The sequence below is a fragment of the Actinoplanes sp. NPDC026623 genome, assembly GCF_040638275.1.
Lineage (GTDB): Bacteria > Actinomycetota > Actinomycetes > Mycobacteriales > Micromonosporaceae > Actinoplanes.
On record NZ_JBEZXZ010000024.1, the window covers coordinates 1 to 23,759 of the forward strand.

General features: G+C 72.1%; 23 protein-coding genes. 12 read left to right on the forward strand and 11 right to left on the reverse strand.

Annotated features, from left to right (window positions below):
- Positions 1-293 precede the first annotated feature (293 nt).
- On the forward strand, positions 294-815 hold the full coding sequence (locus AB0F10_RS10250) for a chromate transporter (protein ID WP_360622258.1): 522 nt from the start codon (positions 294-296) through the stop codon (positions 813-815).
- A gap of 27 nt (positions 816-842) precedes the next feature.
- Here AB0F10_RS10250 and AB0F10_RS10255 read toward each other — a convergent pair whose 3' ends face one another.
- From AB0F10_RS10255 to AB0F10_RS10270, 4 genes are read right to left on the reverse strand one after another with little or no spacing between them, the layout of a single operon-like run.
- The gene (locus AB0F10_RS10255) at positions 843-2,036 is read right to left on the reverse strand and encodes a HAMP domain-containing sensor histidine kinase (protein ID WP_360622146.1); all 1,194 of its coding nucleotides are present in this window, start codon (positions 2,034-2,036) and stop codon (positions 843-845) included.
- Positions 2,037-2,071: 35 nt separating this feature from the next.
- Complete coding sequence (locus tag AB0F10_RS10260; protein ID WP_360622148.1) at positions 2,072-2,749, reverse strand: response regulator transcription factor; 678 nt, start codon at positions 2,747-2,749, stop codon at positions 2,072-2,074.
- Between the two features lie 25 nt (positions 2,750-2,774).
- Positions 2,775-3,215 (reverse strand): FMN-binding protein, encoded by a 441-nt coding sequence (locus tag AB0F10_RS10265; protein WP_360622150.1) that lies wholly within the window; start codon positions 3,213-3,215, stop codon positions 2,775-2,777.
- Positions 3,216-3,246: 31 nt separating this feature from the next.
- A complete protein-coding gene (locus AB0F10_RS10270) occupies positions 3,247-4,665 on the reverse strand; it encodes a ferredoxin reductase family protein (protein ID WP_360622152.1) in 1,419 nt (472 codons plus the stop codon).
- A gap of 154 nt (positions 4,666-4,819) precedes the next feature.
- On the opposite strand from AB0F10_RS10270, the gene AB0F10_RS10275 reads away from it, so the two are divergent.
- On the forward strand, positions 4,820-5,359 hold the full coding sequence (locus tag AB0F10_RS10275) for a DUF2231 domain-containing protein (RefSeq protein ID WP_360622154.1): 540 nt from the start codon (positions 4,820-4,822) through the stop codon (positions 5,357-5,359).
- Positions 5,360-5,450: 91 nt separating this feature from the next.
- Positions 5,451-6,155 carry a VIT family protein gene (locus AB0F10_RS10280; RefSeq protein ID WP_360622156.1) on the forward strand — a complete coding sequence of 235 codons (705 nt, stop codon included), beginning with the start codon at positions 5,451-5,453 and terminating at the stop codon, positions 6,153-6,155.
- Between the two features lie 91 nt (positions 6,156-6,246).
- On the opposite strand, the gene sulP is transcribed toward AB0F10_RS10280, so the two are convergent.
- The 4 genes from sulP to AB0F10_RS10300 all read right to left on the reverse strand — a co-directional run bounded on the left by sulP (position 6,247) and on the right by AB0F10_RS10300 (position 10,930).
- Positions 6,247-7,953, reverse strand: a complete 1,707-nt coding sequence (sulP, locus tag AB0F10_RS10285) for a sulfate permease (RefSeq protein WP_360622158.1) — start codon at positions 7,951-7,953, stop codon at positions 6,247-6,249.
- Positions 7,954-8,342: 389 nt separating this feature from the next.
- Positions 8,343-9,719, reverse strand: coding sequence for a wax ester/triacylglycerol synthase domain-containing protein (locus AB0F10_RS10290; protein WP_360622160.1), 1,377 nt, complete (start codon positions 9,717-9,719; stop codon positions 8,343-8,345).
- Positions 9,716-10,255, reverse strand: a complete 540-nt coding sequence (locus tag AB0F10_RS10295) for a flavodoxin domain-containing protein (protein WP_360622162.1) — start codon at positions 10,253-10,255, stop codon at positions 9,716-9,718. Before AB0F10_RS10295 ends, AB0F10_RS10290 begins: the two co-directional genes overlap by 4 nt.
- A gap of 114 nt (positions 10,256-10,369) precedes the next feature.
- On the reverse strand, positions 10,370-10,930 hold the full coding sequence (locus tag AB0F10_RS10300; RefSeq protein ID WP_360622164.1) for a hypothetical protein: 561 nt from the start codon (positions 10,928-10,930) through the stop codon (positions 10,370-10,372).
- 326 nt (positions 10,931-11,256) lie between these two features.
- Between AB0F10_RS10300 and AB0F10_RS10305 the strand changes: the two genes are divergently transcribed.
- Positions 11,257-11,874 (forward strand): ABC transporter ATP-binding protein, encoded by a 618-nt coding sequence (locus AB0F10_RS10305; protein ID WP_360622166.1) that lies wholly within the window; start codon positions 11,257-11,259, stop codon positions 11,872-11,874.
- Positions 11,871-12,620 carry a hypothetical protein gene (locus AB0F10_RS10310; protein WP_360622168.1) on the forward strand — a complete coding sequence of 250 codons (750 nt, stop codon included), beginning with the start codon at positions 11,871-11,873 and terminating at the stop codon, positions 12,618-12,620. The genes AB0F10_RS10305 and AB0F10_RS10310 overlap by 4 nt, the downstream gene beginning before the upstream one ends.
- Positions 12,621-12,870: 250 nt before the next feature.
- On the opposite strand, the gene AB0F10_RS10315 is transcribed toward AB0F10_RS10310, so the two are convergent.
- Together AB0F10_RS10315 and AB0F10_RS10320 are read right to left on the reverse strand one after the other, a co-directional pair.
- Positions 12,871-12,993 (reverse strand): hypothetical protein, encoded by a 123-nt coding sequence (locus tag AB0F10_RS10315; RefSeq protein ID WP_360622170.1) that lies wholly within the window; start codon positions 12,991-12,993, stop codon positions 12,871-12,873.
- 8 nt (positions 12,994-13,001) lie between these two features.
- A complete protein-coding gene (locus AB0F10_RS10320) occupies positions 13,002-14,000 on the reverse strand; it encodes an Acg family FMN-binding oxidoreductase (RefSeq protein ID WP_360622172.1) in 999 nt (332 codons plus the stop codon).
- 186 nt (positions 14,001-14,186) lie between these two features.
- On the opposite strand from AB0F10_RS10320, the gene gap reads away from it, so the two are divergent.
- The 5 genes from gap (at position 14,187) to AB0F10_RS10345 (ending at position 19,213) form a co-directional block, all read left to right on the forward strand.
- Positions 14,187-15,203 (forward strand): type I glyceraldehyde-3-phosphate dehydrogenase, encoded by a 1,017-nt coding sequence (gap, locus tag AB0F10_RS10325; protein WP_360622174.1) that lies wholly within the window; start codon positions 14,187-14,189, stop codon positions 15,201-15,203.
- Positions 15,204-15,207: 4 nt separating this feature from the next.
- The gene (locus tag AB0F10_RS10330) at positions 15,208-15,819 is read left to right on the forward strand and encodes a CBS domain-containing protein (protein ID WP_360622176.1); all 612 of its coding nucleotides are present in this window, start codon (positions 15,208-15,210) and stop codon (positions 15,817-15,819) included.
- Positions 15,820-16,099: 280 nt separating this feature from the next.
- Complete coding sequence (locus tag AB0F10_RS10335) at positions 16,100-18,346, forward strand: LuxR C-terminal-related transcriptional regulator (protein WP_360622178.1); 2,247 nt, start codon at positions 16,100-16,102, stop codon at positions 18,344-18,346.
- Between the two features lie 203 nt (positions 18,347-18,549).
- Positions 18,550-18,855 carry a hypothetical protein gene (locus AB0F10_RS10340; RefSeq protein WP_360622180.1) on the forward strand — a complete coding sequence of 102 codons (306 nt, stop codon included), beginning with the start codon at positions 18,550-18,552 and terminating at the stop codon, positions 18,853-18,855.
- 28 nt (positions 18,856-18,883) lie between these two features.
- Positions 18,884-19,213: a TraR/DksA C4-type zinc finger protein gene (locus AB0F10_RS10345; protein WP_360622182.1), complete on the forward strand. Its 330-nt coding sequence runs from the start codon at positions 18,884-18,886 to the stop codon at positions 19,211-19,213.
- Positions 19,214-19,238: 25 nt separating this feature from the next.
- On the opposite strand, the gene AB0F10_RS10350 is transcribed toward AB0F10_RS10345, so the two are convergent.
- Positions 19,239-20,471: a helix-turn-helix domain-containing protein gene (locus AB0F10_RS10350; protein WP_360622184.1), complete on the reverse strand. Its 1,233-nt coding sequence runs from the start codon at positions 20,469-20,471 to the stop codon at positions 19,239-19,241.
- A 487-nt stretch (positions 20,472-20,958) separates the two neighbouring features.
- Here AB0F10_RS10350 and AB0F10_RS10355 point away from each other — a divergent pair, with 487 nt between their 5' ends.
- Together AB0F10_RS10355 and AB0F10_RS10360 are read left to right on the forward strand one after the other, a co-directional pair.
- Positions 20,959-22,293 (forward strand): RICIN domain-containing protein, encoded by a 1,335-nt coding sequence (locus tag AB0F10_RS10355; protein WP_360622186.1) that lies wholly within the window; start codon positions 20,959-20,961, stop codon positions 22,291-22,293.
- A complete protein-coding gene (locus tag AB0F10_RS10360; RefSeq protein ID WP_360622188.1) occupies positions 22,290-23,735 on the forward strand; it encodes an RICIN domain-containing protein in 1,446 nt (481 codons plus the stop codon). The genes AB0F10_RS10355 and AB0F10_RS10360 overlap by 4 nt, the downstream gene beginning before the upstream one ends.
- Positions 23,736-23,759 lie beyond the last annotated feature (24 nt).

Consider the following 23,759-nt stretch of genomic DNA (forward strand, 5'->3'; position numbering starts at 1 on the left):
GGTCACCACGGCGCCGTCGAAGATGCGCAACCGGGCCAGCTTCTCCGGCAGCAGCCGCCGGGACGGGAAGCGGGGCAGCACCCGCAGCGTCGATCCGGCTGCGCTGGGCGGCCTACCTGTTCCTCGGCGCGAGCGGGGCCGCCGGCCTCGGTCCGTGGCTCGTGCTGCTGCTGATCGCCTGCGGCATCGTCGAGGTCCTTCTGCAACGGGTGCCGATCACGTCGGGCGGCCGGCGGGCACCGGGCCTGCCACTGCTCGCGGCGGGCGGTTTCGGCGGCGGGGTGCTGCTGTCGGTGGCCTGGGTCGCGTTCAAGGTCGGTGCCCTGTCCTACGGGGGCGGGTTCGTCATCATCCCGCTCATGCAGGCCGACGCCGTCGGCACCTACCACTGGATGACCGACGCGCAGTTCCTCAACGCCGTCGCGCTCGGCCAGGTCACCCCCGGCCCGGTCGTGCAGACCGTCGCCGTCGTCGGCTACGCCGCGGCCGGGCTCGGTGGCGGCCTGCTCGCCTCCGCCGTCGCGTTCAGCCCCTCGTTCGCGTTCATCCTGCTCGGCGCCGACCGCTTCGACCGCCTCCGCGGCGACGCGCGGGTGCGGGCCTTTCTCGACGGCGCCGGCCCGGCCGCCGTCGGCGCCATCCTCGGCTCCGCCGTACCCCTCGCCCGCGCCCTCACCGAGCCCTGGCAGTACGCCGTCCTCGCCGCCGCGGCCGTCCTGCTGCTCGCCGCGCGCCGCGGCCCGGTCCTGACCCTGCTGAGCGCCGCCGCCATCGGTGTCGTCGTCGTCCGCGCCGGCGGGGAACTACCACACTGAGCAGACCGGACCGGCCGACTCGACGTCCTATCCGGTCGCCGCGGGCAGGCGGATGGTGAAGGCGGCGCCTTCGCCTGGACGGCCCCACGCCTCGATGGTGCCGCCGTGGCCGACGATCACCTCCCGGGCGAGGGCCAGGCCGAGCCCGAAGCGGCGGTGATCGCCGTGGCCGCGGGCGAAGCGGGCGAACAGCCGTTCGGTGTCCGCCGGGTCGAAGCCGGTGCCGTCGTCGCGGACGACGACGGTGACCAGGGCGCCGTCCGCGCCGAGTTCGACGCGTACGTGACCGCCGGGTGGGGTGTGGCTCAGGGCGTTGTCGACCAGGGCGGTGAGCACGCGCCGCAGGGCGGCCTCGTGACCGAGGACCATCGATGAGGTGCCGGCGCCGGGAAGCAGCGTCAGGTCCACGTCCTGTTCCCTGGCCCGATTGGCCTGGTCGGCGATGACGTCGGCAGCGACCCCGGTGAGGTCGACGGGCGCGCGGGCGTCGTCCCGGCGGCCGGCCTGGCTGGAGAGCAACAGGTCCTCGACCACCTCGCCGAGGTGCCGGGTGCCGGTGACGAGCCGGTCGACGTCGGCGGTGACGTCCGCGAGGCCGGCACCCGCGCGCAGGTCCATCTGGAGCAGTTGCGCCCGGGTGTGCAACTGGGTCAGCGGGGTGCGCAGTTCGTGGCTGGCGTCGGCGACGAACCGCCGTTGCCGGGCGAGGGCATCCGCCAGTGGCGCCGTGGCGCGGCGGGCGAGCAGGGCAGCGGACAACGCCGCGATGAGCAGGCCGACGAGTTCCCCGATGACGAGGGCGCCGAGCACCCGCTCCCGCTCGTCGTGCTGCTCGTGCCGGCTCATGACGACCTGCACCGTGCGATTCCCTCGCCGCCGGGTCAGGGCGAGGTAGCCGCCCTCGCGGCCGGCGATCCCGGTGGTCTCGTCCGTCCCGCCGGCGCGGACACGCTGGAGGGCATCGCGGTCGGGGAGCCGCCCGGGCGCGCCCGGGGTGGCCCTGATGCCGCCGCGGGAATCCTCAACAAAGATCCACATGTCAGGTGGCGGATCCCGGACGTCCTCCGCGCTCGCCGCGGTCTGCCGCAGCAGCGTCGCGGCGGCGACCTTCTGGCTGTGGGTCACCACCGCAAGCACCAGCCCACCGAGGACCAGCAGGCTCACGGTGATCGCGGCCGCGGTCTGCAGGGCGATGAGGCGACGTGCCCGCGACAGCAACACCTGATCCGGATCAGGTCTCGCCGGGCTCCGGCGCTTCATCCGCGCCCGAGCCGATAGCCGACGCCCCGCACGGTGGAGATCGCGGTCGTGCCGAGCTTGCGCCGCAGATAGTGCACGTAGGTGTCGACCAGGGCGACACCGGCGGAATCGGGAAAGACCTGGTCCCGGATCTCCTCCCGGGAGAACGCCCGCGCCGGGTTCCGGGCCAGCAGCCGCAGCAGATCGCTCTCGCGGCCGGACAACGCCACGACCGATCCGTCCGGGCCGGTCACCGTCCTGGCGATCAGGTCGAACGCCGCACCCCCGACCGCCAGTTGCTCCTCCGACGGGGAACGCCGGCGCAGGAGCACCCGGACCCGGGCGAGCAGTTCGTCGATCTCGAACGGCTTGACGAGATAGTCCTCGGCACCGCCGTCCAGCCCGGCCACCCGGTCCGACACGGTGCCGAGCGCGGTCAGCACGAGCGCCGGAACGGTGACCCCGGACCTGCGCAGCCGGCCGAGCAGGTCGAGGCCCTCGATCGCGGGCAGGCCCCGGTCGAGGATCATCGCGTCGTACGGGCGGGTCAGCGCCAGATGCAGTCCGGCCTGGCCGTCCGGGGCGAGGTCGGCGGAGTACCCGGCACCGCGGAACAGGCGCAGCAGCAGCGGGCCCAGCTCGCGGTCGTCCTCGACCACCAGCACCCGGGCCGCGGGCGGGGCAGCGTCCGTCATGGTGCCACTCTCGCAGGCAGGCCGGTCATCGGGCATGCACCGCGTCGAGAGCCGCCTGAAGCGACTCCCGGTAGCCGTCGCTGGTCACCGTGGCCCCGCTGACCCCGTCGATCCGGGCACTCTGCGCCTGGAGGACCTGCTGCCGCAGCTTCGGCAGGGCGTACCCGTTGATCTGGTCGTCGCGGCTGTTGCCGGTCGGGCGCTGCAAGGCCCGCACCTCGGTGATCTCCTGGCCGGCGATCGTGATCTGGACCTGCACCGGCCCCCAGCGGGTCTGCACCGCCGTCCCGTTGACGGTGGTGGTCCCCGCGGCCGGAGACCCGGACGAGGTGGCGTCGGGAACGACGCCGGGTGCGGCGGCGGCCGAGACGGCGCCGGGCAGCGATCCCTCGGTGCTCGTGCGGTAGCTGAACAGCAGGACCAGCGCGGCCAGGGTCGACACGATCAGCAGGGTGATCCGTCGCATTCTCATCGCCTCCCGGATCGAAGCAGCGGGTTCACCATGCGAACTCCTCGGCGTGAACGTGGTCGGGGCGCACGCCCGCGTCGCGCAGCGTGGCCCGCACCGCGGCCATCCAGGGCGGCGGGCCGCAGAGAAATACCTCGTGGCGGGCCACGTCGGGCACCAGCCAGCGCAGCGCCGCCAGGTCGCTGACCTGGGCGAACCTCGCCGGCAGCCACGCTCCGGGGCGGGCCCGGCCACCGGCGAGATACTCCACCCGCACGCCGCAGCGGCGGGCCGCGTCGTCGAGTTCGGCGCGGAACACCGCGTCGGAGTGCCGCCGGATCCGGTAGAGCAGGGTGATCTCCGCGCCCGATCCGGCGAAGTCGTCGAGCAGCGCCCGCATGGTGGTGACGCCGACCCCGGCGGCGATCAGCAGAACCTTGCGGGCGCCGGCACCGTGCTCGGATGTCAGCGCACCGTAGGGCCCCTCCACCAGCACCCGGGTGCCGGCACGCAGGGCCGCGACGCGCGAGCTGCCGTCCCCGAGGTCCTTGACCGTGATGCGCAGCAGTTCGCCGGACGGGGCGCAGGACAGGCTGTACGGGTGCGCCCGGGTCCAGCCCGGCCCGTCGAGGAACCGCCAGAGGAAGAACTGCCCGGCGCGGGCCGGGAGGCGGTCCAGGCGCCTCCCGCTCAGATACACCGAGACCACGCCCGGAGCCTCCGGCACGACCGCGTGCACCCGCAGCCGGTGGTACGCCGAACGCGCCGCCGGCAGGCCCAGCCGGAACACCACCACCGCGCCCAGGGTCAGGCCGTACAGGCCCCACCAGTACAGCCGCGCCACCGGCGACGCGATGAAGTCCGCGCCGGTCCACAACTGGTGCGGCAGCGCCAGGCCCACCCCCAGGTAGGCGTACAGGTGGATGAGGTGCCAGGTCTCGTACCGCTGCCGGCGGCGGGCCACCCGGATCGAGAGCACCACGACCAGGACGAGCAGCGCGGTGCCGGCGGCCGCCAGCAACATGCCGGGGTACGTGACCACCAGGTCCCATGCCTCGCCGACGACACCACCGCCGCCGGACCGGGCGTACCCCACGGTGATCAGCACGACGTGACCGATCATGAGCCAGAACGACAGGAAGCCCACCAGCCGGTGCCGGCGTGCCAGCGCGTCCTGCCCGTATCCGCGCTCCACCCACGGAATCCGGGCCATCAGCAGCACCTGGAGCAGCAGCAGGTCGGATGCGACCAGTCCGGTGAGCCGGCCGATCGAGGTCGCCGCCCCGCCGGCGTCGGCGAAGGCACGAAGACCGCCGTTGTGCAGCCACAGCCCGACCACGACCACGACACTGAACAGGGCGGCCGAGCCGGCCAGGTCGGCATACCGGCGCCGCGCCGCGCCCCGCTGCCCGCCCGCCCCGGTCGGCCTGGCGAGCCGGACCCGGCCCATCACACTCGCAGAGCTCATGGCGACTCCCGGCTCCCTTACCGCTCGGCTGTCGGTCCAGCGTCCCCGCCGAAAATGGGAGAGTTCGAAGATTCGGCCAATAACGTTTGCCTACGTATCGGGCCGAATGTGATGGCTCCGGTTCGCATTCCTCTGTTATCGCGGAAGGACCTTCATGGGAACCGTCAACGGACTGCCGGCGCACATCCTGTTGGTGCACGCCATCGTGGTGCTGCTCCCGCTCGCCGCCCTGCTGCTTCTGCTGACCGCCGTCTGGCCCGGGGCACGCCGCCGCTTCGCCGGCCCGAACGCGATTCTCTCCCTGCTCGTCGTCGCCCTGGTACCCGTCACGACGAGCGCCGGTGAATGGCTGGAGCACCGGGTCACCGAAACCGCGCTGCTGCGTGAGCACGCGGAGCTCGGCGACACCGCCATCTGGGCCGCTATCCCGGTGGCGGTGCTGGCCCTGGTGATCTGGTGGCGGCAGCGCGAGGCGACGCCGGTCGCGGGCGCGCCGGCGAGCGGGCGGCGCACCTATCTGGCGCCCCTGTCCGGGGCGGTCACCAGGGTCATCGTCGTGCTGGCCGTCGCCATCTCCGGCTGGGCCGCCTACGACACCTACCGCATCGGCGACTCCGGATCGAAATCCGCCTGGACCGGCAACTTCAGCTCCACCGCAACCCAGCGCGGACCCGGCGGCCCCGGCGGCGACTGACCCACACACAACGGGCCGACCGCCTCTGTCGCGAGCTCGCGGACCGGGGCACGATAGCGATCATGCATTCCGTGAATCTGGACGTTCGGCCGTGACCCATCCCGGTGAAGCGCACGCCGGTGGGCTGTCCGGGAGGCTGAACTGGCTCCGGGCCGGGGTCCTGGGCGCCAACGACGGCATCGTGTCGACGGCGGGCCTGGTCGTCGGCGTCGCCGGCGCCACGCTGGACAGCGCGCCGATCGCCACGGCCGGCATCGCGGGCCTCGCGGCCGGTGCGGTGTCGATGGCCCTGGGTGAATACGTCTCGGTGAGCAGTCAACGCGACACCGAACGGGCGCTGCTCAGCAAGGAACGCGCCGAGCTCGCCGACTTCCCCGACGAGGAGCTCGACGAGCTGACCGCGATGTACGTGGCCAAGGGGCTGAGCCCGGCCACCGCGCGCCAGGTCGCCGAGGAGCTGACCGCGAACGACGCCTTCGCCGCCCACGCGGACGTCGAACTGCGGATCGACCCCGACGCCCTGACCAACCCCTGGCACGCGGCCGGCGCGTCGGCGCTCGCCTTCACCGCCGGATCGCTGCTCCCGCTGATCGCGATCCTGGTCCCGCCGCCGGACGTGCGGGTCCCGGTCACCTTCGTGGTGGTCGTCCTCGCCCTGGCCGTAACCGGTGCGGTCAGCGCGAGGCTGGGTTCGGCGGGCGTCGGGCGGGCGGTGGCGCGCCTGGTCGGCGGCGGCGCCCTGGCCATGGCCGTCACCTTCGGCATCGGCCAGCTGATCGGGGCCGGCGTGGGCTGAGCGGCCCGCCTCCGCGTTACCGGACGCGACTACCTGTCTCCCTTCCGCACCGCCCTCCGACGAGGACTGCGGAAGATCGGTTCGTCGCCGCTCACCTCTCACCGGCATCGACCTGGCTCTGACGCCATTCCCGGTAGGCGGCGACGGCGGTGGGCAGGGTCGGAAAGATCCGATCCGGGCCGATGGTCGCGGTCAGGCCGTAGGCGCCCAACGCGGCGAGCAGATCCTGTTTCGCCCGGGCCAGCGCGAAGACGATGCCACGGTGGGTCAATTCGGCCCGAAGAGCCTCCACCGCCTCGAGGCCGGTGCTGTCGACCTCGACGTTGGCCTCGACGTTGAGCACGAACCACGCGACCGGGCCCGGCTGGCGGGAGACCGTGTCGAGCGCTCGGCGGAGGAAGTTCTCGGCGTTGGCGAAGAACAACGGCGAGTCGTAGCGGTAGACCAGCAGGCCCGGCACGGTCGTGGCCCGCGGATAGTCGTCGATGTCGTGCATGCCGGCCAGGCCGGGCACGAAGCCCTGTACGGCGTCGTGCGGACGAGCCACCCGGTGCAGCATCTCGGCCACGGACAGGCCGATCGCGAGCAGCACGCCGTAGAGGATGTCGAAGACCAGTACGCCGGCGAGCGCCGCCAAGGCGAGGAGGAACTCGCTGCGCCGGAACCGGAACAGCCGGCGGAACCCGGCGACGTCGATCAGCCGGGTCGCGGCGTACACCACGATCGCACCGAGGGCCGCGGTGGGAAAATGGGCGAGCAGCGGACCGGCGAACAGCAGGACCGCGCCGACGCCACCCAGGGCGACCAGCGAATACACCTGAGTGCGGCTACCGGCGGCCACACCTAGCGCGGTTCGGCTGCCGCTGCTGCTGATCGGAAAGCCGCGCAGCACACCGGCGCCGATGTTCGCGACGCCCAATGCCAGCAGCTCCTGGTTGGCGTCGACGGGATGACCGCTGCGATCGGCGAATGCCCGCGCCGTCAACACGGTGTCGGTGTAACCGACGACCAGGATTCCCACCGCGGGCAACAGCAGCTGTCCCAGGTCACCGAGGTCGGGCAGGGCCGGGGTGGGCAGGCCCTGCGGAACGGCACCGACCACGACGATGCCGTGCTGTTGCAGGTCGAACATCACGACGGCGCCGGTGGCCGCCAGCACCGCGAGCAGGGGCGTCGGAACGCCGGGGAACCGCCACTGCCCGAGCAGCAGCGCGCCGAGCACGACGGTGGCCAGCAACACGGTGCCGGGATGCAGCTGCCCGAGGTTCCGGCCGAACGAGGCGAGCTCGGCGGGGATGCCGTCACCGGCCACCGGTACGCCGGTGAGCTTGCCGAGCTGCCCGACGATCATCGTCACGGCGACCCCGGCCAGGTAGCCGACCAGGATCGGCTTGGACAACAGGTCGGCGACGAAGCCCAGCCGTGCGACGAAGGCCGCCAGGCACAGCAGGCCGACCATGACGGCGAGGCCGGCCGCGAGTGCGGCGTGCCGGACCGGGTCGCCGCCCGCCAACGGCGCGATCACCGCGGCGGTCATCAACGCGGTGGTGGACTCGGGCCCCACCGACAGGTTCCGCGACGAGCCGAACAGCGCGTACAGCGCCAGCGGGGCGAGGATCGCCCACAGACCGGCCACCGGCGGCAATCCGGCCAAGCCGGCGTAGGCGATCACCTGGGGTACGAGGTAGGCGGTCACCGCCAGCCCGGCCAGCACGTCACCGCGCAGCCAGGGCCGCTCATAGTGGCGCAACACCGTCAGACCGGGCAGCAACCGCCCCGGCAACCCTGGCGTCTTCATGCCCGATCCTCGCATCCTGGGCAAGAGGCCGGGGCGGTCGTGCCGGCACAGGCACAAGGATGGACGTCAGCGCAGGGTGTAGTTGGTCCTGTCGGTAGCGTGGCAGCGCAGACACTCCCTGACCTGAGGCGAGTTGAACTCGGTGTTCAGGTATCGCCAAGGTCCCCACTCGTGCACCGGCCGGGACTCCGCCGAGCCGCAACGTTCGCATCGGCGAAGCTGCTCGCATAGGTCGTCAGCGGCGTAGGCGAACGGGCTCCAGGCATGGCGCGTGCGTTCTTCGCTCTTCCCGCAGCAGGCGCACACGCGGTTCATCTCGCATCGGCCGCCAGCGCCGGACCACTGCCCGGAGTGCCGCCCGAATACGCACCGGACTCTCCCGAGGACGCTCATCTCAGCTCCTTTCTCCTCGAAGTGACCAGGTTGTCGACCGGGTGAGGCGGAGGCGGTGCGCCACTGGTCAGCAGCGCCGAGCAGTCGTGCTCCATCGCCGCGACGAGGACCGCGAGGTCTCGGTACCGGTCGGCATCGGCCTGGACGGCGATCGTCAGCCGGCCGGCGTACGACAGCGCGAGGAATCCGAGGGCGAGATTCCCGACGAGGGTGCCGATGGGGATGATGCTCCTGATCGGCGCGCCCAGCAGGCTGATCGTCGCGGGTGGCCCGGCGACGTTGCTCTCCACGATGTTGATCATGCGCTGGTGGCGGCTGAAGTATCGCAGCAGACCTGTTCGCGTCAGCCACACCAGGAGGCTGTTGCCGGCCGTGGGCAGTTGGCCGGACTTGGCCTCGGCGCTCTCGCGGGCGATCCTGCCAAGCCGCTCGTGAGGGTCCGCATCGAGCGGTACGCGCAGGGCGATGCCGCCGGAGCGGTTGCCGACATCGGCCTCGATCCCGGACGGCCGCAGTGAGACTGCGACGCTGACGTGCACGCGTACGCCGTCGACCGGCTCCGATCGGTGTTGCAGCAGGGCCCGGATGCCACCCGCGGCGACCGCCAGAACCACATCGTTGATCTTGCACCGATGTCGGTGTGCCACCGCCTTGGCCGCGGCGAGGTCCATCGTGACCGCCGCCAGCCGCCGGTTGGCCCCGACCGGATGGTTCAGCGACGTACGCGGCGCGTTGCGCATCTGGCTCATCCGTCGCCACTGACCAGGCGGTGTGAAACGCGGGGCTGACAGCATGCCGTGGAGATTGTCCTGGACGAGGGCACCCCATGGGGGCGGGGGCTGCGCTACCCAGCGCCGAACCGCGGGCGGCTGTGGCCGGATGGGCGGTGCGTCCATGAGGGAGCCGATCAGGCGCACGGTCGTGACGCCGTCCGCCACCACATGATGCATTCCGAAGACGAGGGCGAGGTCGCCGCCGGGCAGACCGGTGACGAACCACATGCACCACAGTGGGTGCGCCCGGTCGAGCGGGCTGTTCACCAGGCGCATCGCCAGGTCATTCAGGTCCCGCCCCGGGGCGAGAGCGACCTGCCGGACGTGCCGGTCGAGGCGAAATGCCGGATCATCCGCCCAGACCGGGCGTCCCGCGAACGGACCGGCCCGGCGGATGACCTGGCGCAGCCGCGGTACGCCGTCGAGCCGGCGGCCGATGGTTTCCCGGATGGCCGCCAGCCGCAGCCCGCCCGACGGATCGACGAGGGTGCTCCCGTCGAGGATGGCCAGGGCGCCGACGCGGGTCGGCGCCGCCGGGGTCTCGACGTGGAGGTTGATCAGGTCGACGGCTGTCAGCCGCTGCACCGGCGGGTCGTTCATGGCTGCCTCGGCGCCGACGCGGGTTCGGGGCGCGGCGCGTCCGCGGCGACCTCGCCGGCGATGCCCCGGGCCCAGGCCCGGATCCGGTCCGGGTTGCGGAAGTCACCGGCATGGCCGTCGCGCTCCAGCCGGCGGGCCACGAAGCCCAGCCAGCCGTGCGCCTCGGCGGTCAACCGGCCGCCGAACGTCACGTGCTCCCGTGCCTGAAGCAACTCGATGGCCACCTCGGCCTGATGGTTCGGTGGCAGCGCGGTGTCATCGGCGGTGTGGTCGAGCGGTCCGCTGCTGAACAGCCAGACCGGACGGCCGGCGAACCGGCCGGCGAACCGTCTGGCGAATTTGCGGGCGTCGGCGTGCCAGCCGGCCGCGTACATCGCGGCGCCGAGTATGAGGGCCTCGTAGCCGGCCACGTCGCCCACCGCGCCGGCCGCAAGCAGCCGGGTCTCGAGCCCGGCGGCGCGGAGTTCCTCGGCGATCCAGCCGGCGATCTCCGCGGTGGATCCGCCGGTCGTTCCGTAGGCGACCAAAACAGTCATGGCTTCTCCTCCTCAGGGCCGTGCAAACCCGGCCACCACCTCGGCGGCGGGACAGGGGCCGACGCGGCTCGGCCCGGTCCGTTGCCGGATCGGGCCATCGCCGTGTCGGGTTGGTCAGATGAGCCAGCGGTTCTTCTGGACGATGGGCAGGGCGGCCCACCGGCGTCCCAGGCCCCAGGTGTGTCCGGCGTAGGTGAGTGCCAGGACGATGCCGACGACCGCGTAGATGAAGTGGTAGTCGGTGATCGGGTTGCTGGAGCCGGAGGCGATGGGCCATTCGGCGGCCCACATGAAGGCCATCATGAGGGCGCCGGCGCCGGCGGCGACGCGCAGGCCGATGCCGAGGGTCATGGCCAGGCCGATGCCGAGCAGGCCGAGCATGAACGCCCAGTTGGTCCAGGTGTCGCCGGCGATGCTGTGGAAGAAGCTCTGGAACGGGCCGACGTCCACACTGGACAGGAAGCCCTTGGTGGGCGAGCCGCCGTTGATCCATGCCTTGGCCGACGGTGTCGCGTACCCGAAGCCGAAGGTCTTGTCGAGGAACGCCCACAGGAACACGAAGCCGGTGGAGACGCGCAGCACCGCGAGGGCCTTGGCGGCGGCGTGGGTGAGAATCGAGCCAGGCGCCTCAACGTTCTCGAGGTGAGCCGCCGTGCCTCGGCCGATGACCGACATTGTTGCCTCCTTGATTGATGTCTGTGCCTCTGAGATTGCCGGACACGTCTGGGTCGCGCCTGTGCCCAAGCGCCCGTCTCACCGGGACCAAGGTCCCGACGTCTGCCACCGGGTCCTTGGCCACGCGCGCGCAGGACACAGGTCCCTGCCGGTCACCCGTGCGGACGACGAGGATGGGTGAGATCACTCGGGGCCAGTTCCTGCGCGGCGTCGAAGGATTGGCGGCCAGGGACGAGAAACGTCACCCCTTGACGGTGCCGCCTGGGATCGGTCCATCGGACGGCTGACGGCCGGCCAAGGGACTTCCGGCCCCTCCGCGAGGATCGGTGACGGCGCATGCCGCGCACCTGGCTGGTCAGCGGGCCGCGCGCGTCGACGCCGTGCTGGCGGAGACCGGCCTCGCCGACGCGGCGGACCGCCGGGTGGGCGGCTATTCGCGGGGCATGCTGCAGCGCCTGGGCCTGGCCTGCACGGTGGTGGGGGAGCCGGAACTGCTGCTGCTCGACGAGCCGGCGTCCGCCCTCGACCCGGCCGGGCGCCGGGAGGTGCTCGACCTCATCTCCCGGCTGCGCGGGCATGCGACAGTCGTCTTCTCCAGCCACATCCTGGCCGACGTGCAGGAGGTCTGCGATCGGATCGGCGTCCTGCGCGCGGGACGGCTGCTATTCCAGGGCCCGCTGGAGGAGCTGCTCATCGGGCGGGCGACGCCGGCCTATCGCGTCCGGTTGCGCAGCGGCGGGGACCGGGCGGCAGCGCTCCTACGACAGCGGCCGTGGGTGACATCGGTGCACGCCGAAGCCGGTGACCTGGTCGTCGGCGTGCGCACGCTGGATGAGGCGGAGACCCACCTCGCCGGCGTGCTCACCGAGGCAGGCGCGAAAGTCGTCAGCCTCGGCCCGCGCGAGGCCCAACTGGAGGACGTCTTCCTGGAGCTGACCACATGACACTGTGGCGCCTGGAGTGGCTGCGCCTGGTACGAACCCGGCGCCTGCCCGCCCTGATCGCGGTATACGCGTTCTTCGGCCTCACCGGACCCCTGACCGCCCGCTACCTGGGCGAGATACTCCGCGCCGTCGGCACCGAGGGCGTCCAGGTGCAGTTCCCCGATCCCGCGCCCGCCGACGGCGTTGCACAGTTCGCCGGCAACGCCTCGCAGATCGGCCTTCTCGTCGTGGTGTTGATCGCCGCCTCGGCGCTGGCGTTCGACGCCCGCCGCGAAATGGCCGTCTTCCTGCGTACCCGGGTCACCGGCGTCCACTCGATCGTGCTCCCGGCATACGGAGTCACCGTCGGCGGGGCCGCCGCCGGCTTCGTCGCCGGGTCGGCTTGCGCGTGGTACGAGACGACGGTGCTGCTGGGTGCTCCACCCGCGGGGGCGATGCTGGTGGGGACGGCGTACGGCGTGGCCTTCCTGGCATTCGCCGTCGCGCTGGTCGCGTTCGTGGCGGCGTTGGTGCGCGGCGTGCTGGCGGCAGCCGGCGTCACGCTCGTCCTGCTGCTGTTCACCGGCATCCTTGGCGGCGTCGCCCAGGCGAACACCTGGCTGCCGACCGGCCTGCTGGGCGCCGTCACCGCCCTTACCGCCGGTGCGGCGCCGGCGGACTACCTTCCCGCGCTGGCGGTGACCGGCGTGCTGGCCGTTCTGGCCCTGGCCGGTGCGGTCACGCTCGGCAACCGCCGCGAGCTTTGATCCGCGGGTCCCGACACCACGGGTGCGCCAACCGGTGCCGTAGGACGGGACGGAAGACCCTGGTGGCCCGGCGGGCGTGCGGGAAGTATGAAGGGGAGCCCACCGGTACTGGGGTGAAAGCCCCGGGTGGCGGATGCGGCGCAGAGCGCGTTCCGGTCGCGACCGAGCCGTTCTCGCCTCCCCCTCACGGGTAGCCAGGAGCGCCTCGCCGGTGGGCGCCGCCTTTCGTGGCGGCGCCGGTCCGGACCACCTACCGATGCCGAAGCCGATCACCGCCCTCGACCTCCATCCGGGACACCAGCCGGGCCAGATCTTCGGCGTCGAGCGCGTCGAACGGCGGCTGACCGCTGAGGAAGTCGGCGAATTCCCGCACCGGAACGGCTATTCGTCGATCTGGAGGATGTCCCGGACGTCTCGTCGTGGTGAGACGGGCAGCACCTCGGCGGATTCGACGTAGCCGAGACGGATGACGAGGTAGGGCTCGCCGATGTCGGACAGCAACTGGCGCAGCAGCCGGCGCGGCCAGGCGATCTCGACAGCCTCGCTGATCGGCGCGCTGGACAGGCCCTCGCTGGTGGCCTGGAGCAGCAGTGCCGACATCGCCTCCCCGCCGCGCAGCAGGTCGGCCGGGCGGTCTCCGGTGCCGAACAGGATCACGTAGGCGGCGCCCTCGTCGTGGTCGGCGCCGGCGAGCAGCCCGGGAGAGCCGTCGGGCAGGAAGTCGCGTATCGGGACGCGGCGCAGGGCGGGCTGCACCGCGGTGGCCGGCGGCACGCCGTCGCGGGTCCAGGCCGGGCGGCTGGTCCAGCGGGTGAGCTCCGTGCGGTACGCGGGGTCGAAGTACTCGACGTCGGCCGCCTCGTCCACCGCCACGGCCAGCTCGGGCACGCGTTCGTCCGGAACCAGGTGCAGGCAGGCGCCTTCCGCCTCGACCGATCGGCGTAGCCGGGTCATTGTCTCCGCCGACACCTGGCGCTCGCCGAAGGCGCGGCGGTCGGTGCGGCGCCGGCCGATGGCGCCGGCCAGGTTCCTGGCGGCCGGATCCGCGGTGGTGCGGCCGGTCACCCGCAGCCGGGCCAACAGGTCCGGGCGCCGCTCGTCCGGCAGGCGCTGAACGTCGGCGAGCCAGCCGGCGGCGGCCAGCGCGACGCGCGCGTGGTGCAGCGCGCCGCCGCAGCTGAGCAGCAGCAGGCGCCCCTCGGCGTCGGTCAGTCCGAGGCGTCGCTCCGGGTCCGACGACAGCTCGATGACTTCGCCGGTGAGTCGCCACTTCCATGGCTGTGTGTTGAACACCGACGGCGCCCGCAGCGAAGCCCGGGCGGCCGCCTCGAGGGCGGCGCGGGCCTCGGTTCGGGTCACGTGGTTCGCGTGAGCGCTCATGACGGAACCTCCGGACTTCGGATGTCACCTCACGGTGACAGATCACGGCCGATCGGGTCAGGGCCGAAAGGCCCACAGAGTGCCCCAACTCGCGACAGGTCGCCCGGGCCCGGCGGGCACTTCGGCCCTGCCCGGCGCCGGGGCCGGAGCACAGACTGAAGGTGCGGACAACACTGGAGGATTACCATGACCTACCGCGTTGCGATCAACGGTTTCGGCCGGATCGGCCGTAACTACCTGCGCAGGTTCGCCGGCACAGCACTGTCCGATGCGGGCCTGCAGGTGGTGGCGATCAACGACCTCTACGACGCCGCCACCCTTGCGCATCTGCTGGAGTACGACTCGACATTCGGTCGCATCGATGCCGAGGTCGGCTACGACGACGAGAAGCTGATCGTCGGCCGGCACGAGATCCCCACGTTCGCCGAGCGCCGTCCGGACGCGTTGCCCTGGGGCGATCTCGGTGTCGACCTGGTCATCGAGTCCACCGGCCGGCTGCGCACCCGCGACGATGCGGCACTGCATCTCAAGGCCGGTGCGGGCCGGGTGCTGATCTCCGCCCCCGGCAAGGGCGTCGACGCCACCCTCGTCCCCGGCGTGAACGCGGACAGCTACGACCCGGACCGGCACCTGATCGTCTCGGCCGCGTCGTGCACCACCAACTGCGTGGCACCGCTGCTGAAGGTGCTGCACGAGGCGTTCGGCGTCGAGCGCGGCTACCTGACCACGGTGCACGCGTACACCAACGACCAGAACGTGCTGGACGGCCCGCACCAGGATCCGCGCCGGGCTCGCGCCGCAGCCGTGAACATCATCCCGACCAGTACCGGCGCCGCGAAGGCCGTCGGCCTGGTGCTGCCCGAACTGGCCGGGCGGCTCGACGGCGTCGCCCTGCGGGTCCCCGTCGTGGACGGCTCGATCAGCGACCTGACGCTCGAACTCGGCACCGAGGTGACCGCGGCCCGGATCAACGAGGTGGTCGCCGGCGCGTCCGCGGCCGGGCAGCCGATGCACGGCATCATCCGGTACGCGGAGTCGCCGATCGTCTCGACCGACATCATCGGTGACCCGGCGTCGTGCGTGTTCGACGCCCGGCTGACCCAGGCGCAGGGCCGGCTGGCGAAGGTCTTCGGCTGGTACGACAACGAGTGGGGCTACACCAGCCGCCTCGTCGACCTGACGAAGCAGATGGCGGGGAGGTGACGTCATGCGCGCCAAGGACATCATGACCACACCGGTGCACACCGTCGCGCCGGACACCTCGGTGGAGGGCGCCGCCGAGATGATGACCACGAACTCGGTCACCGCGCTGCCGGTGGTGGACCACGGCCGGCTCGTCGGCATGATCAGCGAGGGCGACCTGCTGTGGCACCGGGTGCCGCCGGACCCGACCGCCCGGCTGCGGCACTACCCCGACACCGATCCGGGCGAGCGGCCCGGCAAGGTCTCCGAGGTCATGTCCCCGGACCCGCTGACCACCTGGCCCGAGGCCGACGTGGCCGAGGTCGCCACGCAGATGCTCGACAACGACGTCCGCAGCATGCCGGTGATCGAGAATGACCGCGTCGTCGGCATCGTCAGCCGCCGCGACATCCTGCGCTCGATGGTGCGCACCGACGAGGTGCTGGCCCGCGAGGTGCAGCACCGGATCGACGAGTACGGCGACGGATCGCGCGGCTGGACGGCCGGCGTCCACAGGGGCATCGCCACGGTGACCGGCAGTTTCGACAACGACACGGAGCAGGCCGTCGTGGCCATCCTCGCCCGGACCGTGCCGGGCGTGGCCGCCGCGCAGGTGCACGCGATCGAGGGGTCCTGATCGAGGAGGTCGGCGTGACCCGCTTCGCCCCCGGTCACGATGACGCCGGACGATCGCGGACGTCATCGACGTCGCGTCCGCCGTCGAGCTCTGGCGCCGGCCATAAGCAGTGTCAGGTCGTCGGCAGGGCCGAACGTCCCGCTTCCTGGCGGGTGATCCAGAGCTCAGGTCGGAAACCGTTTGGGGTGCCTGGGCGCCGCGGTCGCGGGGTAGCGTGTGAATCCTGCTCGCGACCGACGGTGGCAGTGGCTCGGGTTGCCGCTAGAACGAGGGTGAGTGGATGGTGGGCAGTGATGGCTGGGAGCTTCCTTTCGCCGCGGTCGAGGCGAAGGTTCTGCGCCCGGTTCACCGGGACGGTCTGATCCCGCGGACCAGGCTGCTGGACGCGCTCGCCGCGACGTCCGGGCGCGCGTCGCTCATCCTGGTGACCGCGCCCGCCGGATACGGGAAGACGACAGTGCTGGGCCAGTGGGCGGCTGCGGACTCCCGGGAGTTCGCCTGGGTGACGGTCGACGAGGCCGACGGGGACCCGGTTCGTCTCGCCTGCCACATCGCCGTGGCGCTGCACCGCATCCGGCCGCTGGACCCGGCGGTGTTCCGCGCTCTCTCGGCCGGCGACGGCTCGCGGCACCTGACGGCGCTCGGCCACCTCCTGACGTCGTTGCGGGACTGGGACCGGCCGGGGGTTCTGGTGCTCGACGACGTCCATGAGCTGCACGACGTCGCGGCGATGAACTTCATCCGCGCGCTTGCCGCCGGCCTCCCGGCCGGCTTCCAGCTGGCGGTCGGGTCCCGGCTGATGCACGGCTTCGGCCGGCTGCGCAGCGAGGACCGCTCCGCCGAGCTCGACGCGGGGGACCTGGCGTTCACCACACAGGAGGCCAGGGTGGTGCTGGCCCGGGCCGGTGTGGACTCCTCGGACGACACCGTCGACGCCCTCGTCCGGCGCACCGAGGGGTGGCCCGCCGGCGTCTATCTCGCCGCGCGGGCCATCCGGGCCGCACCGGATCCCGCCGCCGCGGCGAAACAGCTGACCGGCGACGACCCTTACCTCGCGGACTACTTCGGGGAGGAGCTTCTTTCCCGGGCGTCGCCGGAGACGGTGCTGTTCCTGACCCGTACGGCCCCGCTCGACCAGATGTCCGGTGCCCTCTGCGACCACGTGCTCGGCCGCGATGACTCCGCACGCCGGTTGGCCGAGGCGGCGCGCCGGAACCTGTTCGTCGTCCCGCTGGACCGGCGCGGCGAGTGGTACCGCTACCACGGCCTGGTTGCCGAGATGCTGGTGTCCGAACTCCGCCGGCGCGAACCCGGCGAGGAGTCGCGGGTGCACCGGCTCGCGGCCGGCTGGTACGAGGAGCAGGGCCAGTACGAGAAGGCGATCGGGCACCGGCTCGCGGGTGGAGACACCGTCGCGGCGGCCCGCTTGATCAACCGGCACGCGCCGGAGTTCGTCGCCGCCGGCCGGCTGCGGACGGTCCGGCGGTGGCTGGACGCACTGGGTCCGGCGGGCCTGGTCGGCTACCCGCCGCTGGCGATCACCGCGGCGTGGACGCTGGCTCTCATCGGAGACATGCCGGGCGCGCAGCGGTGTCTGCATGCCGCGCAGCGCGGATCGTTCGACGGCCCGCTGCCTGACGGCAGCAGCTCGCTCACCTCCGCCATCACGGTTCTGCGCGGGTCCCTGGGGGTGTTGGGCGTCGACCAGATGTTGCTTGACGCGACGGCGGCCACGGAGAGCGAGCCGCCCGGCAGCCCGTGGTTTCCGCCGGCGATGGCGACGCTGGGCATCGCCCACGCGCTGACCGGCGCCGCGGACCTGGCGGTCAAGGAGCTGGCCCTGGCCGCCCGGCTCGGCAGGGAGGGGCTGCCGCCGACGGCGGCCGCGATCGCCCTGGCCGAGCTGTCACTGCTCGCGGCGGACCGCGGCGACTGGGCCGACGCGGAGGAGAAGGCCGGCCAGGCGGTCGACCTGATCGTGGCCGCCGGGATCGAGGAGCACCTGTTCAGCATCCTGGGCTACGTCGCCGCCGCCCGGGTCGCCGCCCACCAGGGGAATCACGTGGCCGCTCAGCGGTACGCCGCCACCGTCCTGCGGATGAACACCACGCTGTCACCGGCGGTGATGCCGTGGTTGTCGGCACAGGTGGAGATCGCGCTCGCCGAGATCTTCGTCGAGCTGGGCGACTTCGACGCGGCACGCTTCCGGACGGTGGAGGCCGAACGGCATCTGGCCGGGCTGCTGACCGAGGGAACGCTCCGGCGGCAGCTGCACCGGGTCTCGGCCCGCCTCGTAGCCGGGGACGGCCCCGTCAAGGTCCCGAGTGCGATGGCGCTGACCTGGGCGGAGATGCGGGTACTCCAGCTGCTGCCGACGCACCTCTCCCTCGTGCAGATCGGCGAGGAACTGCACATCTCCCGCAACACCGTGAAGGCCCACGTCGCCGCGATCTACCGGAAACTGCAGTGCTCCACCCGCACCGAAGCCGTCGCCCGGGGCCGCGACCTCGACCTGCTGCGGACCTAGTCCCGGCCCTGAGCGGCCTTTCGCGGCCCGCCGCACCTGCGCAATCCTGCGGCCGACACCGGCAGCTTGCCGGTCGTCGGCAATGTGCACGGCGGTTCTTCGCCGGGTTCTGCCGCTGCACCGAGGTCGATCTGCGGCCAGGATGGGTGCTGCCGCAAGCGGATGAACCGTGCGTCTCCCAACCGTGAAAGGGGTGTGACCCCGTGCCCGCGAATCTCACCTCGCCCGTCTGTTCGGCCGGGCCGCGCCGAGCCGCGGCGCCGCGCACGGGCCTGCCGGCCGCGGTCGCGGTGGACCTGGGCAGCAGCACCGTCGGCGTGTGGGCGGCGCACCGCGGCACCATCACCGGATGCTGCTGGTCGGTAACGGCGCCACATCCCGACCTCACGGTGGCGCTGTCCACCGCGCTGGGCCTGCGGGTGCACCGCGCGGCGTCCCCGCGCACGACCGCGCTCCACGGCCTCGGCCTGGCCGCCATGTCACTCCTACGCCACCCAGCCCAGTCCTGACGACGCCACCGAGCTTGCGGAGGACATCGTGACTCTCGCCCCGTACCAGGAAGAAGCCATCCCGGACGAACCCCTGGAGCTGCTGCGCGGCATGCTCGAGGAACAGTTCGTCGTCCAGACGAACCAGCTCACGGCGCTGGTCATCTACGGCCGGCTTCCCCGCCACGGCGGACACGACCCACGCACGCTGGACGTCCTGGCCGCCTCGGTCCGGCAGTCCATCGCCGACACGGCTCACGCGCTGCGCCGCATGTCCGAGGGCACCTACGGCCTCTGCGAGGACTGCCGCCGGCCGATTCCCCTCGGCCGGCTGCGAACCGTGCCGCACGCCCGCCGCTGCGCCCGCTGCCCCCGGTAGCGCCGGCTCCGGCCGGTCGCCGGGCTCAGCCGGCGTTTGCGAGCGGCTCGGCGGGCCAGTTGAGGGCCTTCGCACCCAGCACGGCGGCCTGCAGCGTGAATCGGTGTTCCGGGTCGGCCGGGTCGTACCCGGTCAACGTCTTGATCCTTTCCAGCCGGTAGGTCACCGTCCGCACCGACACGTGCAGGCGCTTCGCCGACTCGGTGGCCACCGCCCCGGTGGTGAAGTACGCGTCCAGGGTGGCCAGCAGCGGTTCGGCGCCACCGCGAGCCTGCACCAGCGGGCTGAGCACCGCGCCCACCAGGTCGACGATGGCGGGCTGGTCGCGCAGCAGGACCCGGTAGACGAGCAGGTCGTGGGCGTTGATCACGGGCTTGTCGACGAACAGCCGCCCGGCCATGGTCAGCGACTCGCGAGCCTCCTCGTATGAGCGGGCGATGCCGTAGAGGCCGGGGTGGGCCCGCCCGACGGCGACCCGCCAGGGCCGTCCGTTGCGCAGGCGGTTGAGCTCCCCGTGCATCAGCCGGCCGAGATCATGACGGGGATCGTGGGCGGGTGTGGCCCGGTTCGCGGCGGGATGTGCCGGCGCGAGCACGACAAGTAGTCCGTCCTTCGTGGCGACCAGAACGTCGCGGTCGCCGAGCCGGTCGAAGATGACCGACTCGAGGGCACTGATCGCGGCGTCGGTGTCCGGCAGCCGCTGACTCGGCGCGGCCAGGGCGACTTGGTGCACGCGGGCGAGGTCGAGGCCGAACGGCTCGGCCCGCTCGACCAGCGTGGCCAGGTCGGAGTCGCCGCGCAGCAGGTCGTCGATGAGCTCCCGGCGCAGGGTCTCCTCCCGGCGGACCAGATCCCGGCGGGCCACGGCGTAGCCCTCGGCGAGGGTGGCCACCGCGTCGTCGATGACGTGCAGCACCGCCGCCGCGGCGGCGCGAACCGCCTCACGGTCGCGGGAACGCACCACCACGGGCAGGTCCTGCCACAACCGGCGGGCCGCGGACAGATACAGCTGGACCACCCGGCCCGCCGAGATGCCCTGCTCGGCTGCCTGCCGGCCGAGCCGGCCCACCGCGTCGAGCTCGGCGCGTTCGGGCCGGCGGCCGCTGACCGCGGCGTCAGCCAGCAGCGGCAGGTAGTCGCCGAGCAGCTCCACCGGCGCATTGCCGGCATCGCGGGCGGCGGCGTTCGCCACGTCGATCAGCCACGACTCCGGGCCGGACTCGGAGGCGGCCGGTCGCCTTCCGCTGCCATCGGTCACGCCGTTCACCCTCCGGGAGTGCCTGCGCGCAACCACCTGTTGCGTTGGATGAGTCGCCGGCCGGGGACGGCGGCCGATGGCGCCGGTCGTGATTGCCGACCATCAGCAGTTTAGCCCCGGACGCCGCCCGCTTCACCGGCCTGTCCGATCAGCTGCGGAAAGCCCACCTCTGTCGGTGCCGCGTACACCCCGGAGAGGGTGTAGAGGCAGCTGCCGTTATTCATCATACGAATGATGTTTCGAGAACAATCGACGATTGTCGCTTTCTGGTCTGGGTGCGGTGCGTGTTGACCAGCGATTTAGCGCTGGCTTGGCGCCTACCGTGTCGGCCCAGGCTGCCAAGATATCGACCAATATCATTGACATGGGACGTATGATGTCCTCGATGGAGGGCCGCGGCGCAGCGCCTCGAGCCCAGAAGTGGAGTCCTGGCCCAGCCGGCTTCGGGCGGATTCCCCCCGCACCCTTGCGCGAAGTGGAGAGTCTCGTGGCTTGTGTCAGGCCGTTCCCGCGGCGGGCGGCGATGTTCGCCGCCATCGCCCTGCTGATTGCCGGTCTGGGGGTGGCCCGGGCGCCGCAGGCGTCGGCGGGCGCGCCGCCCGCGTCCGCCGGAACCCTCGCGGCCACCGCCGGGTGCGGCAAGAGTCCGACCCTGGCCGGCGGCACGCACACGATCCAAAGCGGCGGCAAGAGCCGCACGTTCATCCTGCGCGTCCCCGACGGCTACGACAGCAACCGTCAGTACCGCCTGATCTTCGGTTTTCACTGGAACGGCGGCACCGCCGGCGACGTGGATGGTGGTGGCACCAGCGGATACCCCTGGTCCTACTACGGGCTCCGGGCGCTGGCGAACAACAGTGCGATCTTCGTGGCACCCCAGGGCCTGAACAACGGGTGGGCCAACTCCGGTGGCGAGGATCTGGCCTTCGTGGACGCCATGGTCGGCCTGATCGAGGACGGTCTGTGCGTGGACACCACCCAGCTGTTCTCGCTCGGCTTCAGCTACGGCGGCGGGATGAGTTACGCGATCGCCTGCGCTCGGGCGACCGTCTTCCGGGCGGTTGCGGTCTATTCAGGCGGTCAGCTCAGCGGGTGCAGCGGCGGCACGCAACCGATCGCGTACCTCGGGCTGCACGGTCTGCGCGACCCGGTGCTGAACATCTCCAACGGGCGCTCGCTGCGGGACCGGTTCGTCCGCAACAACGGTTGCACGGCGCAGAATCCGCCCGAGCCGGCGCAGGGCAGCCTCACCCACACCGTCACCGTCTACCAGGGTTGCCGGGCCGGCTATCCGGTGGGATGGGCGGCGTTCGATGCCGGCCACACCCCCGGCCCGGTGGACGGATCGGCCGGTGACTACAACCCCGGTGAGAGGTCGTGGACGCGGCCCGTGGTGTGGGACTTCTTCAGCCAGTTCGGTTCGCCCGCCCCGGCCGCCTCACGCATCGTCGGCGCGCAGTCCGGACGGTGCGTGGACGTGGTGGGCGGCGCCGCCGTCAACGGTGCCGCGACCCAGCTGTGGGACTGCAACGGCGCCGCCAATCAGGGCTGGACCTACACGTCCGCCAGGCAGCTCGCCGGGTTCGGCGGCACCAAGTGCCTGGACGCCAGCGGGCAGGGCACCGCCAACGGCACCGCGGTCATCGTCTGGGACTGCAACGGCCAGGCCAACCAGCAGTGGAGCGTCAACGCCAACGGAACCCTCACCGGCGTCCAGTCGGGACTGTGCCTGGACGCCACCGGCGCGGCCACGGCCAACGGCACCAGGATCAACCTCTGGTCCTGCAACGGCGGCACCAACCAGCAATGGTCGCTGCGATGACCGGGTACGGCGGCAGGCCGATCGCCCGCCGTGCGAGCCGGATCCTGCTCGCCGCCGCGCTGGCCGTCGCGGGAACCGTCGTCCCGCAGGGGCCGGCGCGGGCCGACACCATGCAGTTCCGCGGGGTGAACTGGGCCGACCAGCGGGACAACTTCGTCGACGGGGTGCTCTACGTGTCCGGCCTCGGCTCGGCCGACACCTACGCCTCGGCGGCCACCGTGGGTGATCGGGTGGTCGGGCAGCTCTACTCGATCACCGGCGCCAACACCGTGCGCATGCCGATCAACGAGCCGACCGTGGCCGGCTACTGGAACACCTACACCGGGGCGATCGACCGGGCGCTCACCATGGGCAAGGTGATTCTGGCGTACTGGGCCGTCAGCGGCGGCAGACCCCGGGACACCGCCGCGTACGACCGCATGTGGGACACGGTCGTCGCCCGCTACGCCGGCAACGCCAACGCCTACTTCGAGGTCATCAACGAGCCGTACGGATACTCCACGACGGACCTGAACAACCTGTACAGCGCCTGGCTCGCCCGGCACTCCGGCGTGCCGCGCGGCCGGGTCATCCTCGACGGCGCCGGCCTCGCCCAGAACGTCTCCGCGGTCGGCCAGGACGGCAGGCTCAACGACACCCTGCTCGCCGTCCACGACTACTCGTTCTTCGCCGGATTCGAGGACGAGACCTCGTGGGCCAACCACCTGGCGAGCTCCATCGGCGGCTACGCCGCCCGGACCGTCGCCACCGAGTGGGGCGGGCCGATGGGCCCCGGCAGCAAGAACGGGGTCTCGTACGACACCATCGACTACGACATCCCGAGCGGATCGTTCTTCGCCGACTACCTCCGGGGCGTCAGCGGCAAGCTGCGTGAGCTCGGCGTCGGCGGGGTCTACTGGCCGGGCCTGCGCGACGGCGACTGGTACAGCCTGACCCGGCGCAGCGGCGCCGGACCCGACCTGAACCTGACGCTGACCAACCCGTCCGGGCTGAACCGGCTGCGGTACTCCTGGGGGATCGGCACCGGCGGCAGCACGACGGTCCGCATCGTCGACACCGCCACCGGCCGGTACGCCGACGGCCTGGGTCGTACGGCGGCCGGCTCCGATGTCGGTCAGTCGCCCGCCGGCACCACCATCAACCAGCAGTGGGTGATAGAGAACTCGGGCACCTATGTGCGGGTCAGGAACCGGGGGACCGGGCTGTACCTCGACGGCATGGGCCGGACCGCCAACGGCAGCGCCGTCGGCCAGTATCCCTCGGGAACGTCGGCCAACCAGCAGTGGGCGGTGCTCACCGACGCGAACAACGTGCGGCTGCGCAACCGGGCCACCGGCCTCTACCTCGACGGCATGGGACGCACGACCAGCGGCGCCGGCATCGGGCAGTACGGCGACTCCACGAGCGCCAACCAGCGCTGGAAGATCATCGCCGCGAGTTGACGGCGTCAATGAGGAAGCTCCCAA

Excerpts from the sequence above, each read along its gene's own strand:
- AB0F10_RS10260 (WP_360622148.1), bottom strand. The coding sequence starts at position 2,749 with ATGACGGACGCTGCCCCGCCCGCGGCCCGGGTGCTGGTGGTCGAGGAC.
- AB0F10_RS10265 (WP_360622150.1), bottom strand. The coding sequence starts at position 3,215 with ATGCGACGGATCACCCTGCTGATCGTGTCGACCCTGGCCGCGCTGGTC.
- AB0F10_RS10270 (WP_360622152.1), bottom strand. The coding sequence starts at position 4,665 with ATGAGCTCTGCGAGTGTGATGGGCCGGGTCCGGCTCGCCAGGCCGACC.
- AB0F10_RS10275 (WP_360622154.1), top strand. The coding sequence starts at position 4,820 with ATGGGAACCGTCAACGGACTGCCGGCGCACATCCTGTTGGTGCACGCC.
- sulP (WP_360622158.1), bottom strand. The coding sequence starts at position 7,953 with ATGAAGACGCCAGGGTTGCCGGGGCGGTTGCTGCCCGGTCTGACGGTG.
- AB0F10_RS10290 (WP_360622160.1), bottom strand. The coding sequence starts at position 9,719 with ATGAACGACCCGCCGGTGCAGCGGCTGACAGCCGTCGACCTGATCAAC.
- AB0F10_RS10295 (WP_360622162.1), bottom strand. The coding sequence starts at position 10,255 with ATGACTGTTTTGGTCGCCTACGGAACGACCGGCGGATCCACCGCGGAG.
- AB0F10_RS10300 (WP_360622164.1), bottom strand. The coding sequence starts at position 10,930 with ATGTCGGTCATCGGCCGAGGCACGGCGGCTCACCTCGAGAACGTTGAG.
- AB0F10_RS10310 (WP_360622168.1), top strand. The coding sequence starts at position 11,871 with ATGACACTGTGGCGCCTGGAGTGGCTGCGCCTGGTACGAACCCGGCGC.
- AB0F10_RS10320 (WP_360622172.1), bottom strand. The coding sequence starts at position 14,000 with ATGAGCGCTCACGCGAACCACGTGACCCGAACCGAGGCCCGCGCCGCC.
- gap (WP_360622174.1), top strand. The coding sequence starts at position 14,187 with ATGACCTACCGCGTTGCGATCAACGGTTTCGGCCGGATCGGCCGTAAC.
- AB0F10_RS10330 (WP_360622176.1), top strand. The coding sequence starts at position 15,208 with ATGCGCGCCAAGGACATCATGACCACACCGGTGCACACCGTCGCGCCG.
- AB0F10_RS10335 (WP_360622178.1), top strand. The coding sequence starts at position 16,100 with ATGGTGGGCAGTGATGGCTGGGAGCTTCCTTTCGCCGCGGTCGAGGCG.
- AB0F10_RS10360 (WP_360622188.1), top strand. The coding sequence starts at position 22,290 with ATGACCGGGTACGGCGGCAGGCCGATCGCCCGCCGTGCGAGCCGGATC.